Origin of the sequence: Marinobacter lipolyticus SM19 (assembly GCF_000397065.2) — a bacterium.
In the GTDB taxonomy this organism is placed as follows: domain Bacteria; phylum Pseudomonadota; class Gammaproteobacteria; order Pseudomonadales; family Oleiphilaceae; genus Marinobacter; species Marinobacter lipolyticus.
Window position 1 is genome coordinate 972,336 of record NZ_KE007306.1, and the last position, 14,189, is coordinate 986,524.

Consider the following 14,189-nt stretch of genomic DNA (forward strand, 5'->3'; position numbering starts at 1 on the left):
TTGCACACAGAACGGAGGGCCTCATGTCCCTGAGCAAAACCGCCATGTCAGCCGTGGACCGGTCCTGGCTGCGCATGGACAGTCCCACAAACCCGATGATGATTTCAGCGGTCCTGATCTTTGACCAGCCAATCTCCATCAAACGCCTGAAACGCACCCTGAACGAACGCTTCCTGTGCTTTCGTCGCTTTCGCCAGCGCGTCATCCATGAGGGCGAGCGAGTATACTGGCAGGATGACCCGCTGTTCGACATCGACAACCACATTCATCGCATCGCCCTGCCCGGTGAAGGCGATAAAGCCGAACTGCAGGCGCTGACCAGTGATTTGGGCAGCACAGCGCTCGATACTCGCCGTCCCCTCTGGCACATCCATTATATTGATAACTACGATGGCGGCTGCGCCCTGCTGATTCGCATTCACCACTGCATTGCCGATGGCATCTCGCTGGTACGGGTGTTGTTGTCCCTGACCGACAAGACACCGGAGACCAAACTCAGCCACATCGTCAGCACCGCGCCGCCAAGTCAACCGGAGACAGGTGGCAGCCTTCACCGCTTTACCCAACGCGTGCTCGACAGCGGCCAAACCGCCCTCGAACAAGGCCGGTTGTTCCTTGACTCACTGCGCAGGGAGCCGGATTACCCGATCAAGATGGCGACCACAGCCGGCAACATCGCCATGGACGTGATCAAGCTTGGCGCTGCGCGATTTGAACCCAAAACCGGATTGCGCTCGCCCCTCAGCGGCCGCAAACAGGTGGCCTGGGCCGAGCCCCTGAGCCTGGCGGAAGTCAAACTCTGCGCCCGGGCATTGAAAGGCACCGCCAACGACGTGCTGCTGTGTGCGGCGGCAGGAGCACTCCAACGCCATTTCCGGGAAACCGGGGAGCACATCCCCGAATGTGGCATTCGCGTCGCGGTACCCTTTAACCTGCGCCCCCTTAATCAACCCATCGAAACGCTCGGCAACCAGTTCGGGCTGGTATTGGTATGCCTGCCGGTCGAAGTGAATTGTCCGTTGATGCGTTTCCGCCAGGTGCAGGAGAACATGAACCGCCTCAAACGCTCCTACCAGGCCCAGGTGACCTACAGCCTGCTGGATCTGTTTGGCCGTGGCCCCGACATCCTTGAGCGGCGGGCACTGGCACTGCTGAGCAACAAGGCCTCTGCCGTGCTGACCAACGTGCCGGGCCCCAAAGAAGCGGTCTACCTGGCCGGCGCAAAACTGGTTCAGCCCATGTTCTGGGTGCCACAGAGCGGCAATATCGGCATTGGCATGAGCATCTTCAGCTACGCCGGCACCGTGCAGTTTGGGATCACCATCGACAGGGCCATCAAAGCGGACCCGAATGCGGTGATGGGTTATTTCCGTGACAGCTTCGCGGAACTGAGAGACGCCGCCTTACAACGCAATGAGCCAACAACGGTCCAGACCGCCAGTTGAGGTAGGTACAAGTCCCCTGACCGGATACATAAAACTTAACAAGGAAGCCCTTGAAGTTGCGGGAACCGCCCACATATACTGTCGGTGAGGGGACGACATGGCTTCGACGCTGGTGGCAAACCCTTGGGTGCATGTCGAGATGGCAGCCAATCTCGTTAATCCAAAGCTGCAACGCAATAGTCGCAAACGACGAAAACTACGCACTAGCAGCGTAAGCTGCTAGTCGTCCTGACCGGGTCGCCCGTAGCCCGGAAGCAACATCTCAGGACGTCATCGCTTACGGGATGCTCCTTTAACCAGAGTTCACTGGCTAAAGGCTAAGATTTAAAGAACTCGGTTCCTGCACCCTGGCTCTCGGGTCGCTTGAACTTAAATCAATAGAGAGACGCTAAGCATGTAGACCTCAAGGCTGAGTACTGGCGGACGCGGGTTCAATTCCCGCCGTCTCCACCAAACTCTCCGAGAAAAGCCCCTGATTTCAGGGGCTTTTTTTTGGCTCAATTATTGAGCGGCATACAGAACCCACTAAGCCTCCACCGCTATTCATCCGCTTCTATTTCTTCACCCTGCCCGATTGGCTCCAGATCCGCCGGCGTTCGGACGGGCTCTATTACCAAGGGTTGTCTAATCTGCGTTTTTAGCAGGTGCTGCAGAGGATCGGTATTGGTCAGGCACGGATCCAGCCACATATCGAAATCTTCAGGGGTGAGCATCAGGGGAATGCTCTTGGGGTGGATGTGGCTGAACCTGGGGTGTGGGGGCAAGGTGACGATGGTGAACGACGGTACTATCTCGCCCTGAAAGTCCCAGAGTTCATAGAGGCCCGCAAAGGCTATGGCACTGTCCAGTGGATGAATGTTGTAACACTGCTTTCTGCCCTTTTCTCCTGTCCATTCATGGAAGCCGCTAGCCGGGATGATGGCGCGTTGGGAGTGGAATCGTTTTTTCCATAACGGGCTGCTTCCCAGGCTTCCCGATCGGGCGTTGAAGGTGCTGTATTTCGGTGAAGGCCGGTAACCGGTGCCATCCGGCTTACGCTCAATGAGAAGCGACCAGATAGCATCTTCCTGGGTTCTGCCCCGGCTGGTTTCGTAAACTATCTGGCCTTTTGCTCCGGGCGCTATATTGAGCCGGGTTTGAGCGCGGATGTGGATGCCCAGGATATCCAGCAGAAATTGGATCTTTGGGTCGTCAATTACGTTGTAACGCCCACACATGAGGACCTCCCCTCTCCCCGACATTACTCAGAGTGCGAATGTGTTCACGCCTTAGTCTAGTATGCGTACTGTTAGACTCGGTTTTTTTATCAGAACCCGGGGCTCACCAGTTTCCAATTATCAGCTGTAATGCGCACAGGCAATCTCACTATGCGGGATGACAACGATCCCACCACCATGCAACAGCTTCTTGATCAGATTCGGGCATCCAGCGAGGGTTTGGAGCATGTGCCGGTGGCAAACATTCTGGAGGCAGTCGGCGAGCGCTCATTCGGTCCGGTGGTGTTGCTGGCGGGGTTGATTACGATTGCACCACTGATCGGGGACATTCCCGGGGTGCCGACGCTGCTTGGCATGGTGGTCGTACTGACACTCGGACAACTGTTATTCCGTCGCCATTCAATCTGGCTGCCAGGCTGGATTTCCGGGCGGCAGGTACCCAGAGGGAAGCTGGTAAAGGGTGTGGACTGGCTGCAAAGGCCGGCGCGGTTTCTGGATCGTATAACAAAACCCCGACTCACATGCCTGGTGAATGGCCCGGGGCTTTATGTGATGGCACTGATCTGCATAGCGGTGGCACTGGCCATGCCCGCTATGGAATTGGTGCCTTTCAGCGCCAATGGCGGAGGCGCTGCGTTAATGGCCTTCGGATTGGCAATTGTCGTCCGGGACGGATTGGTGGCGTTAATCGCAACGACAATCACCGGGTTGACTCTCTGGTTTATTACCAGCAGTTTGATCCTGTAGGCACACAGAACATTTTGCCGCGATCCATCCGCTACTGGTTAGCCTGAAACCGAAGGACTCCTCCGCGCAAAGAGCCTCTCAAACTGAGAGATATTCTGCTGAATATAATCAATAAACGCCCGCATAGCCGGCGTGGGGTGCTTGGCCTGGGGATAGACCACACACCAACTCCTGCGAAGGGGAAAGCCCGCCAGATCAACGATGCGCAGGCTTCCGAGGGCCAGTTCCGACAGGATACTCAGTTTGGGCAATACCGCGACCCCCAGCCCGGCCAGGACGGCATGCTTCACCGCATCGTTGGAACCGAGTTCCATGCTGGGACTCACTCGCAGGCGGTGGTGCTGGCAGTGCAGCTCCAGGGCCAGGCGGCTGCCGGAGCCTGACTCCCGCACCAGGAGTTCGCTGTCGAGGAATTCCTGGGCACTTACCTCACCCTGATCAAGCAAGGGATGCCCGTAAGGGGCTACCGGGACCAGTTCGTTGTCGAGAAACGGAAGGGACGTCAGCGGTCGCTCGCTGGGCACCATACCCATGATGGCCAGGTCATCACGATTGTCGTTCAAGCGCTGCAGGGCCGTTGCCCGATTCACCACCGTCACCGATACACTGACCTGGGGATTCAGGTTCAGGAAGGCCCTTAACAGGTACGGCACCACATACTGGGCCGTATTGACCGCCACCAGCTTGAGCTCCCCGGCGACCTGGCCCTGCATGGCGGCGAGGTTGGTCTGGATCCGCACCAGTTCGCCAAAGATCGCTTTGACGCAGCGTGCCATTTCTTCCCCGGCAGCGGTGCAATACAGTCGCCGCCCCACATACTCGAACAGGGGCATGCCCAAAGCCTGCTCCAGGTGGCGCACCTGGCTGCTGACCGCCGGCTGGGTCAGGCCTAACAGTTCGCCCGCCTTGCTGTAACTGTGCAGATCGTATACTGCCTTGAATACCTGAAGCTGCCGGAAGGTCAGGCGACTGGCCAGTTTTTGAACACTCAACGGCATAAGTACTAGAGCCCCTCTCATTCCATAAGGTATTACTTATATATAAACAAAATAATATCAATTTTTACTGCTAATACCTATTCGCTACTCTTTCTTCGACCTTCATTCGGGACGACTTAATGAGGAATCTCCCATGTTGAAGAAAGTTCTGATTGCCAACCGGGGCGAGATCGCAGTCCGCATCGTGCGGGCCTGTGCCGAGATGGGCATTCGCTCGGTCGCCATCTACACCGAGCCCGACCGCTATGGGTTGCACGTCAAGCGGGCCGACGAAGCCTACTCCCTGGGCGAAGACCCACTGGCGGGCTACCTGGACCCGGCACGCATCGTCAACCTGGCGGTGGAAACCGGCTGTGACGCCATCCACCCGGGTTATGGCTTCCTGTCCGAGAACGCGGAATTCGCCCGCCTGTGTGAGCAGAAAGGGGTGACTTTTATCGGCCCGAAATCCGGGGTCATCCACAAGATGGGGGACAAGACTCAGGCCCGGGACAGCATGCGCGCCGCAGGCGTTCCCATAACTCCGGGATCGGAAGGCAACCTGGACAGCCTCGAGGAAGCTTTGCAACTGGCCAATGAGATCGGCTATCCGGTGATGGTCAAGGCTACCTCGGGTGGCGGCGGCCGCGGTATCCGTCGCTGCGACACGCCGCAGGAGTTAAAGGCGCAGTACCCCCGGGTTATCTCCGAAGCCACCAAGGCGTTCGGCTCCGCCGAAGTGTTTATGGAAAAGTGCATCGTCAATCCTCGCCACATTGAGGTGCAGGTGCTCGCCGACAGCCAGGGGAACGCCGTACACCTGTTCGAGCGGGATTGCTCGATCCAGCGCCGCAACCAGAAGTTGATTGAGATTGCCCCCAGCCCGCAGTTGACTCCGGAGCTTCGCGACTACATCGGTAGCCTGGCCGTTCGCGCGGCAACGGCGGTGGGCTATGAAAACGCAGGCACCGTGGAATTCCTGCTGTCCGGCAACGAAGTCTACTTTATGGAAATGAACACCCGGGTGCAGGTGGAGCACACCATCACCGAAGCCATCACCGGCGTCGACATTGTCCGCGAACAGCTGCGAATTGCTGCCGGCCATCCGCTGAGCTATCGCCAGGAAGATATCCAGTACCGTGGCTATGCCCTGCAGTTCCGGATCAACGCCGAGGACCCGAAAAACGACTTCCTGCCCAGCTTCGGTCGCATTACTCACTACTACGCGCCGGGCGGGCCGGGCGTGCGGGTGGATACGGCCATCTACACCGGTTATGAGATTCCACCCTACTACGACTCCATGTGTCTGAAGCTGGTGGTCTGGGCGCTGACCTGGGACGAAGTGATCGCCCGCGGCAAACGCGCCCTGGACGATATGCGCCTGCACGGCATCAAGACCACAGCCACCTATTATCAGCAGATCCTGGACCATCCGGACTTCCGGAACGGTACGTTTGACACCAGTTTTGTGCCCAGCCACCCGGAACTGCTGAACTATTCAACCAAGCGCGACCCCGCTGAAATTGCGCTGACCATTGCTGCCACTATCGCCGCCCATGCCGGCTGGTAATCCGCAGGAGGAACGAGATATGAGTAACGCGAAGAAAATCGAAGTCACCGATGTCATCCTGCGCGACGCGCACCAGTCGCTGATCGCCACCCGCATGCGCACCGAAGACATGCTGCCGATCTGCGACAAACTCGATCAGGTGGGCTACTGGTCCCTGGAAGTCTGGGGCGGCGCGACCTTCGATGCCTGCGTGCGCTTCCTCAAGGAAGACCCCTGGCAACGTCTGCGGAAACTGCGCGAGGCCCTGCCCAATACCCGCCTGCAAATGCTGCTGCGGGGGCAGAACCTGCTGGGCTACCGCCATTATGCCGACGATGTGGTGGAAGCGTTTGTGCAGAAAGCGGCGGACAACGGCATCGACGTGTTCCGGGTGTTCGACGCCCTGAATGACCTGCGCAATATCGAAACCGCCATGAAGGCGGTGAAAAAAGCCGGCAAGCACGCCCAGGGCACCATCTGCTACACCACCAGCCCGGTTCACACACCAGCCCTGTTCGTGCAGCAGGCGAAAGACATGCAAGCCATGGGGGCGGACTCCATTGCCATCAAGGACATGGCCGGCCTGCTGACACCCTATGCGACCTACGATCTGGTGAAGGCCATCAAGGCGGAAGTGGATCTGCCACTGGTCGTGCACAGCCACGCCACCTCCGGCCTGGCCCCGCTGTGCCAGCTCAAGGCCGTTGAGGCCGGAGCCGACCGCATCGACACCGCCATCTCGTCCTTTGCCTCTGGCACCAGCCATCCGGCGACCGAGTCACAGGTGGCAGCGCTGAAAGGCACCGACTACGACACCGGCCTGGACCTGGTGCTGTTGAGCGAGATCGCCGATTACTTCCGGGACGTGCGCAAGAAATACCACCAGTTCGAAAGCGAGTTCACCCGCGAGGACGTCTCGGTACAGATTAACCAGGTGCCGGGCGGTATGATGTCCAACCTGGCCAACCAGCTCAAAGAACAGAACGCGCTGGATCGCATTCGCGACGTGTTCGATGAAATCCCACGGGTGCGGGAAGACCTTGGGTTCCCGCCACTGGTCACACCCACTTCGCAGATTGTCGGCACCCAGGCAGTCTACAATGTACTGGCAGGCCAGCGTTACAAGACCATCACCAACGAGGTCAAACGTTACCTGCAAGGCGGCTACGGCCAGCCACCAGCAACGGTGAATGCCGACATCCAGAAGAAAGCGATCGGGAATGAATCCGTCAACGACGGACGCCCGGCTGACCTGCTTAGTCCCGAGCTGAATAAATTGCGAGAGGACATTGGTAGTCTGGCGAAGTGCGAAGAAGATGTGCTTACCTATGCCATGTTCCCGGACCTTGGGCGCGAGTTCCTGCAACAACGTCAGGACGGCACCCTGAAACCGGAAGAATTGCTGCCTGCCGAACAAAAAGGCAAGGACCGCATGGGCACGGCGGTCGCGACTGAGTTCCGCATTGATGTACATGGCGAGACATACGAAGTGGCGGTTACCGGGGTAGGCGCTACCGGTGCCGGCAAGCGCAAGCTGTACCTGTCCCTGGACGGTATGCCCGAGGAGGTGGTATTCGAATCCCTGAACGAATACGTCGCCGAGGGTGGTAGCGGCCGTAAACGGGCAACAGAGCCGGGCCATGTCACCACCACCATGCCCGGCAATGTCGTGGATGTGCTGGTGAAAGAAGGTGATAAAGTCACCGCGGGTCAGGCGGTACTGGTTACTGAAGCCATGAAAATGGAAAGCGAGGTCAACTCCAGCGTCGATGGCACGGTACAGGCAATTCATGTGACCAAGGGTGACCGCGTCACTCCTGGGGAAATTCTGATCGAGATTGGCTGACAGAGGGAATCAATATGGAACATATCGTTCGCGGTGTGCTGGATTTTCGGGAAAACGTCTATCCCGAGCGCAAGGACCTGTTCGGTGCCCTGGCAGACGGCCAGAGCCCGGAGGTACTGTTTTTTACCTGCTCGGATTCACGCATAGACCCTAACTTGCTGACGGGGTCCAATCCGGGAGATCTGTTCATCTGCCGCAACGCCGGCAATATTATCCCACCTCACAGCAATGAGACCGGAGGCATGACCGCCTCCATCGAGTACGCAGTGGCGGTGCTCAAGGTCCGTCACATCATCGTCTGTGGCCATACCGACTGCGGCGCGATCAAGGGCGCATTGGATGTCGGCGCACTGAAGGGCCTGCCCCACGTCAAGGAATGGCTGGGGCATTGCCGCTCAGCCATGGAAATTGTCCGGGAACGCCACAACATTGCCACCGATGCCTGCCTCGACAGCCAGTATCTGAACGAGGCGATCGAGGAGAACGTTCTGCAGCAGGTCCAGCACCTGCGCACGCATCCAGCGGTGGCCGCCAAGCTGGCGACCCACAAAGTACAGATTCACGGCTGGGTGTACGACATCAAATCCGGAGAAATCCGCTGTTGCGGCCAGGACAGCCTGGAGTTCAAGAAGTTCGATGACTTCTATGCCGACATTATCAATCGTGTCAGGAAGTAAGACCAACCGTACAATGACGTGCTACAGAAAAGCCCCTGAAGTCAGGGGCTTTTTTATACCCGGCCCTGAATTTCACGACCATCAAATCCGAAACCAGTTCCGCTTGATCGCTTCATATTCCTCCCTGCTGATTACCCCATCCTCCGATAACCGACGCATTTCTGCTACGGCGACGGGGATTCGCTGCCGGCCCGCAGGCAAGACTCGCTGGGCACTGGCAATACTGGTCGCCAGTTCCTCGATAAAAGCATCCGCTCGCACCTTATCCGGCAGCCCTGCGTCCAGCCGGAACACGACCACATCACTATTGAGCGCAAGGAACTCAAAATAGTGCTCACGCAGCTGTAAAGCGATGACCATCAGCATCAGTGCGGTGGCAATCGGCGGGACCAGCCACAAAGGATCTGTTGGTAGCAATGAGAACAGTGCCAGCGGGATGGTCATCAGACTGGCGGCAGCCAGCCAGAACCGCGGTTTATAATCCCGGACCTCCCTCGGTGACTGCTCCACAAAGGCAAGGTCGATCACCGCCTCGGGCAGCGGCCGTTGCTTGTGGTAAGCCTTGATGGCCAGGAAGTGCCGGTTAAAACGCGTGAATACGGTTCCGGTTTTACGACGCGCATTGACCTGGCGGAACCGGCTGTCTGCTTTCCAGGAATCCCGCTGCGGAACACCCCATCCCGGTCGTTCAAGCTCAAGATCCGGCAGGACCCAGTGGTCAAGGTTGATGGTTTCTGTCTGGTTGCTAGCCACTGTCACGGTTGATTTCCTTTATTATTCTTCCGGGAATTTGAATTCCGCGGGATCGTTGAACAGGTGTGCGCCACTGTCGAGCCACTCGGCAATCAGACGCAGCTCAGCCCTGCTCAGCATGCCCTGATGACTCTGCCGGATAGCGTCGGTGCCCTCCACTTCCACCTCGTACTCGTCATCGTCCGTGTCATTGTCAAAGAGACTGAAGAAGCGGGCACTGGCGATAGCACCGCGGGCACTCATCAGGCGCCGGCTGAAGCAGGTTCCCGGCTCGTGCTCGACACTCAAATCCCCTTCTACGCCGTTGGGGCATGCGCCGTCGACATCCGGATCGGCGATTTCCACCCACTCGCCATTTTCCTGTTTCAGGTAGTAGTCCGGTTTGAATAACTCGACGTAAGATTCCAGCTGCCGCCCATCCCAGGACGCATGGCCGTCTCCAAGCATCAGTCCGGTACCCGGGCCACCGCCGCCACCACCTTCCGGGCAGGACTTGGACTCGGCCGCACGGTGGCAGTTCTGACAGGAAGTGATGGCATTGTTGTCGTTGGGGTTCACCCGGCATGCATTCCAGATCGGCTGGATGTGCTCCTGATAGTTGATGGTGGCCTTGCACTCCGGGGTCCAGTTGGTGAGACAGGACGGATCGTCAGTCGGGACCAGCGTCGTCAGGCCCGCGTACGGAACGTCAAACGCCAGCGAGTCATCGGGCGGATTGTTCCAGAAATCCTCGTAACTCAGGTTGTCTGCCCAGGTCGTGGGCAGGTAGCCCAGCGAATCCGCCAGGGCTTCAGCCATAGTGTCCTTCCAGTTCTGCGCGATAATTGTCGGGTTGGCGTTGGGGAATGGCATGGCATCACCGGGCGCACCCGGGTTGGCGGATGCCAACTCCACATCGGTGCGGGCGTGGGGGATGTCGAGCTCGGGATCATGGCAGCCGTAACACTTGAGTATCTCCCCATCCTCCAGCAGCAACGAATTGGGGTGCTGGGTCAGGTAATTGTAGTTGTACTGGTCAGCGGCAATCAGGTCGACGCGTTTACCGTACTTGTTCACCACTTCGAAGGTGAAGCTGGTCTCCGCCGGCACTTTCACCATGGCCGAGCCATCGGGTTCAACCATAGCGTAAGACAGCACGTCGTACAGACCACGCCCCCCGGAACCCAGAATTGGAGTCAGTCCCAGCGGCGGCCGCGAGCCATCGCTGGGGTTGAGGATTTCATCGGTGAGTATCGCCTGTTCCAGTTCCGGCGGAATGCTGCGTTTTCCCAGTACACGGATAAAGCGTTCGGAGCGGTCATCGGGCCGGGTCAGGGAGAGATCGCGGCGAGTCTCGATACCCCCATCCCAGAGGGCCGCCATGTCGGTGCCGTCCCGGTCATACACACTGCGTATGTGGAACACCGCCGTATTGTCCTCCAGATTCAGGTCATTCCGGTTGCCGGTGTAGGGCTGCGCCAGATCATTCCGGCTGGCAATCACGATGTCGGTATAGAGTGCCCGCTTGTGGCCACGCACCACTGGTAATCGGGTGTTGTCAGAAGGGTCCACCATCCAGATGCCGTATTGCGGTTCGCCCAGATTCTCCACCGTGGACGCCCCTTCGCAGACGGCGCTGATGTTTTCATCCTTCACAAGGCACTGGGCCCAACTGGCCAGCAGTCGGCCACTGCCATCGCCATAAGGAGCGACGGCACTGTACCAACCAGACGGCGATACCTGCTTGGGGTAAAAGTTGACAAGGCCGGGGGTCATGGATTCTTCGGCCTCGCCAATGACACTCTCGTCAATCGGCTGATCCACCGCAAAGAAGTTCTTGCTGTTGATCTTGACCACATCGCCACCGTAGTTGGGGTTGTAGATGTGGCGCATGATGGTGATCAGGTTGCCGTCATCCAGCGGGATCGGGTCCATGTAGTGAATGAAGGAGGCGTCGGAAAACTCCTCGCTGAGGCTGCCAAAATAGCGGTGCACGTTGCCACCGCTGGGGGTGATGCGGTACATGCTGAGCACGTCTTCCACGAATACCCGCTCGCTCTCCACCTCACCGGCCACCGAGGCGCCACATTTGTCCTCTTCGGTCCATTCCTTTGGCTCTTCCAGTCCCGGCGGGAAACCGTTGCCATTACCCTGACCGTATCCGCCGCCGTGGGGGTGGGTATTGAAGTTGGGGTCGTCGATGTTCTCCAGCGTACAGTCCTGAAGGGTCTCGTACAGCCGACCGAAACGGATGAACACGACATGGCCGTCATTCATGGTGTTCGGCTCGATGTCATGGAACTCACCAAAGGTGATCTGGGCAAGGTTGGAACCATCACGGCTGACCAGATGCAGCAACGAGGCCGGTTCATTGAAATCTGCCAGGTACTCGCGCAGGTCCAGCAGGCGCCAGTCCCCCCGGCCGTGCTGCCGCGAAGAGGAAAACACGATGCGCCCTTCGTTGGTGTATGCCGGATTGGTATCCTGACCGGCATTGGCCATATCGTCATCCGCGAAGATGCGGCGCACCCGGCCACTGGCGAAGGTATATTCGTAGATATTCCAGGTATTGTGGGCCGTGTTGTTGGCCGGACCATGGGCGGCGAACACCATGCGTTCACCGTCAGGGGACACGTCCACGTCCTTGACGTCGTAATGGCGGCTACCGAAGTAGCCGGTCAGGATATCCTTCTCCGCCGAACTCAGGGCGATACGATCACGAACCATCAATCGGGCACCCGGATTAAAGGCGTATGGGTCACGGGGGTCCAGCGGCGGTCTGGCATCAATGGAAGAGGCTTCGCCCATGTCCGGGTAGTCCCGCACCACATAGGCAAAAGGCTGGTCAGACATCATGCTCTGCTCATTGTCGCTTAGCTCGCCTTCAAAGCATCCACCGAGCCCCAGGAACGCAATACCAACCAATCCCAGGCCGATAACTCGCTTGCGCAATGTATTCATCACATACCTCTCTATTACCCGGACCGCCGTGCTGGTCAACCGGGCATGAAATCAAACTTGTAGTTAACAGGCGTAGCGGCTACGTCCTCCGGACCGAAGGAAATCATCTGTATCCGCGCCAGCAACTTGGTCTCCAGCGTCTTGTCGCCGAGTTGGCTGTCCACCAGCTTGATGCTGGAGATACTGCCGTTGGGCTGGATCACAATGTGGAATACAAACTTGCCCTTCACGTTCGGGTTGCTTCGCAGTGCACGGTTATACAGGGCATAGATCGCCCCCTTGTGCTGTTCGAAAACCCGCCGGATGGATTCCATGTCCCGACCACCGTCCACCGTGGAACGATGGGAACCGCCGCCGCTGCCCGAGCCGCCGCCAACGCCGGTGCCGCCAGTACCGCCCCCGATGGGACTTTCCACCGCTGTGGAGGAGTGGCTGGCAAGCTGGGTACCGGTTCCGGTGCTGTTCATCTCCGAGCTGTTCACACCACCACTGGTTTTGGTCGCCGACGTTGCACCCAGGATCGAACGGGCCGCCCTGGCAGCTGCACCTGTCGCCACGTTGGTGTTCCGGGCCTGCAACTTCGCCACATCGACGGAGCTGCGAAGCGAGGACAACTCATCGGAGAAGGCCGCAACGCCCATGGTGGAGACCTTTTTCCGGGCCGCCTGCACTTCTTTCCTGGGGGCCGGTTTCGGCGCTGTCTCTTTCTTCGGCTTGGGTTGTTCGCTGACTTCCTCCTTCACCGGTTCCGGTGGTGGAGGCGGCGGCGCAACCTTGCGCTGTTCGACCAGTACTTTCGCCAGGGCCGGTGGAATACGCTCCTTCTCTTCCCGCTCAATTTCCGGCAAAGGCAGCCAGGGAAACACCAGAGCGAACAGCAGAAACAACAAGCCCAGGCGCTTGAGGATGCGCTTGAACCGGCTGTCTTCTTCCGCACTGGCGTCCCAGGGAAGGGCAAAATCGTAGGGTGTCGTTGTTAATGTTGTCATTTAATGCTCCCGGACTAGGCGCCGCCTCCGGCCACTCGTGAAACGGCGAGGGAGAGATCCCGGTAATTGGCCTTGGCGCAGGTCAACATGACGCGCTTGAGAATCTCGTACGGCACTTCCTGGTCGCCCAGGATGGTCACCGAACGACCGAGGACTTTTTCTTCTTCCGTCAACTCTGTGCGCTTGGAAGCCAGGAAACCCAGTTCCTGCTGCAGGCCGGCAATCAGCCCGTTTCCGTTCACCACATCTTCCATGGTGGCGACTGGCCGACCATCCACCAGGATGTCTTCGTCGGTGATCAATACCGTGGTGGTTTCACTGGGCTCCACCTGGGCAGTGGAATCCGGCAGGGTGAGGTCTTTGTTCACCTTGAGGATTTCGTTACTGCCCGAATTCAGCAGCAGGAAGAAAACCAGGATGGTGAAAATGTCCATCAGCGACACCAGGTTCAGCTTGGCCGGTTTCATGAACTGCTTGTGCTGGCCCTGAAGGCTGAATGACGTCAGTTTCTGGTCGATCATGACTTCCCTCCCTTCTTCGGCGCGTCGCCCAGGGAAATTTCCGGGAACAACTCAACGTCCACCTCGTCGGCCACTACCACGGTCTTCGCCGAACGCAGGGCGTCCATGGTGGACACCAGTGACTGGTAGCTGACGCCGGCTTCGGACAACAGCAGTGCGTCGCGCTTGTCGACGTTGCTGGCCGCCAGCTTGCGCTTGATTTCCTGCAGCACGGTGGAGAGGGTCTTGAAGTCGTGACGAGTGTCTTCAGGTTCCTCACCCTCGATGTTGTCGATGGTCTTCACCAGGCGACCGCTGGGGTAGTAGACCTCAATAGCGGACTCCCGCAGCACCACTTCCAGCTGGCGGTTTTTCTCTGCACTGGCGGTCTGCGCACCGGTCAGGTCCGGCAGATTCAGTTCCAGGATGGCAATGTGATTGAACACCATGCTCATCAGCAGCACCGGCACCAGCACGATCATCAAATTCATGAACGCAGTGATATCGATGTCGGCTTCTTCGAGCTCTCTTCGCTTGGAAAACATAGTT

General features: G+C 58.4%; 12 protein-coding genes and 1 other RNA gene. 6 read left to right on the top strand and 7 right to left on the bottom strand.

Translation table 11 applies throughout. From position 1 onward, the window contains the following. Positions 1-23: 23 nt before the first annotated feature. Complete coding sequence (locus MARLIPOL_RS04465; RefSeq protein WP_012136897.1) at positions 24-1,445, top strand: wax ester/triacylglycerol synthase family O-acyltransferase; 1,422 nt, start codon at positions 24-26, stop codon at positions 1,443-1,445. 88 nt (positions 1,446-1,533) lie between these two features. Further along, positions 1,534-1,898, top strand: a transfer-messenger RNA (tmRNA) gene (gene ssrA, locus MARLIPOL_RS18250). A gap of 86 nt (positions 1,899-1,984) precedes the next feature. On the opposite strand, the gene MARLIPOL_RS04470 is transcribed toward ssrA, so the two are convergent. Beyond that, the gene (locus MARLIPOL_RS04470; RefSeq protein ID WP_012136898.1) at positions 1,985-2,662 is read right to left on the bottom strand and encodes an SOS response-associated peptidase; all 678 of its coding nucleotides are present in this window, start codon (positions 2,660-2,662) and stop codon (positions 1,985-1,987) included. A 150-nt stretch (positions 2,663-2,812) separates the two neighbouring features. Between MARLIPOL_RS04470 and MARLIPOL_RS04475 the strand changes: the two genes are divergently transcribed. Next, positions 2,813-3,409 (top strand): exopolysaccharide biosynthesis protein, encoded by a 597-nt coding sequence (locus MARLIPOL_RS04475; protein ID WP_012136899.1) that lies wholly within the window; start codon positions 2,813-2,815, stop codon positions 3,407-3,409. Between the two features lie 38 nt (positions 3,410-3,447). On the opposite strand, the gene MARLIPOL_RS04480 is transcribed toward MARLIPOL_RS04475, so the two are convergent. Next, positions 3,448-4,407: a LysR family transcriptional regulator gene (locus MARLIPOL_RS04480; protein ID WP_012136900.1), complete on the bottom strand. Its 960-nt coding sequence runs from the start codon at positions 4,405-4,407 to the stop codon at positions 3,448-3,450. Positions 4,408-4,540: 133 nt separating this feature from the next. On the opposite strand from MARLIPOL_RS04480, the gene MARLIPOL_RS04485 reads away from it, so the two are divergent. The 3 genes from MARLIPOL_RS04485 to MARLIPOL_RS04495 are packed head-to-tail and all read left to right on the top strand — an operon-like array spanning position 4,541 to position 8,458. After that, complete coding sequence (locus MARLIPOL_RS04485) at positions 4,541-5,956, top strand: acetyl-CoA carboxylase biotin carboxylase subunit (protein WP_012136901.1); 1,416 nt, start codon at positions 4,541-4,543, stop codon at positions 5,954-5,956. 19 nt (positions 5,957-5,975) lie between these two features. Further along, positions 5,976-7,781, top strand: a complete 1,806-nt coding sequence (gene oadA, locus MARLIPOL_RS04490) for a sodium-extruding oxaloacetate decarboxylase subunit alpha (protein ID WP_012136902.1) — start codon at positions 5,976-5,978, stop codon at positions 7,779-7,781. A 14-nt stretch (positions 7,782-7,795) separates the two neighbouring features. Then, the gene (locus MARLIPOL_RS04495) at positions 7,796-8,458 is read left to right on the top strand and encodes a carbonic anhydrase (protein ID WP_012136903.1); all 663 of its coding nucleotides are present in this window, start codon (positions 7,796-7,798) and stop codon (positions 8,456-8,458) included. A gap of 81 nt (positions 8,459-8,539) precedes the next feature. Here MARLIPOL_RS04495 and MARLIPOL_RS04500 read toward each other — a convergent pair whose 3' ends face one another. The 5 genes from MARLIPOL_RS04500 to MARLIPOL_RS04520 are packed head-to-tail and all read right to left on the bottom strand — an operon-like array spanning position 8,540 to position 14,185. After that, positions 8,540-9,217, bottom strand: coding sequence for a hypothetical protein (locus MARLIPOL_RS04500; protein WP_012136904.1), 678 nt, complete (start codon positions 9,215-9,217; stop codon positions 8,540-8,542). A gap of 15 nt (positions 9,218-9,232) precedes the next feature. Then, a complete protein-coding gene (locus MARLIPOL_RS04505) occupies positions 9,233-12,151 on the bottom strand; it encodes a hypothetical protein (protein WP_012136905.1) in 2,919 nt (972 codons plus the stop codon). 35 nt (positions 12,152-12,186) lie between these two features. Continuing rightward, positions 12,187-13,140 (bottom strand): AgmX/PglI C-terminal domain-containing protein, encoded by a 954-nt coding sequence (locus MARLIPOL_RS04510; RefSeq protein ID WP_012136906.1) that lies wholly within the window; start codon positions 13,138-13,140, stop codon positions 12,187-12,189. 14 nt (positions 13,141-13,154) lie between these two features. Further along, positions 13,155-13,661, bottom strand: a complete 507-nt coding sequence (locus MARLIPOL_RS04515; protein ID WP_012136907.1) for an ExbD/TolR family protein — start codon at positions 13,659-13,661, stop codon at positions 13,155-13,157. Then, positions 13,658-14,185 (bottom strand): ExbD/TolR family protein, encoded by a 528-nt coding sequence (locus MARLIPOL_RS04520; RefSeq protein WP_012136908.1) that lies wholly within the window; start codon positions 14,183-14,185, stop codon positions 13,658-13,660. Before MARLIPOL_RS04520 ends, MARLIPOL_RS04515 begins: the two co-directional genes overlap by 4 nt. Positions 14,186-14,189 lie beyond the last annotated feature (4 nt).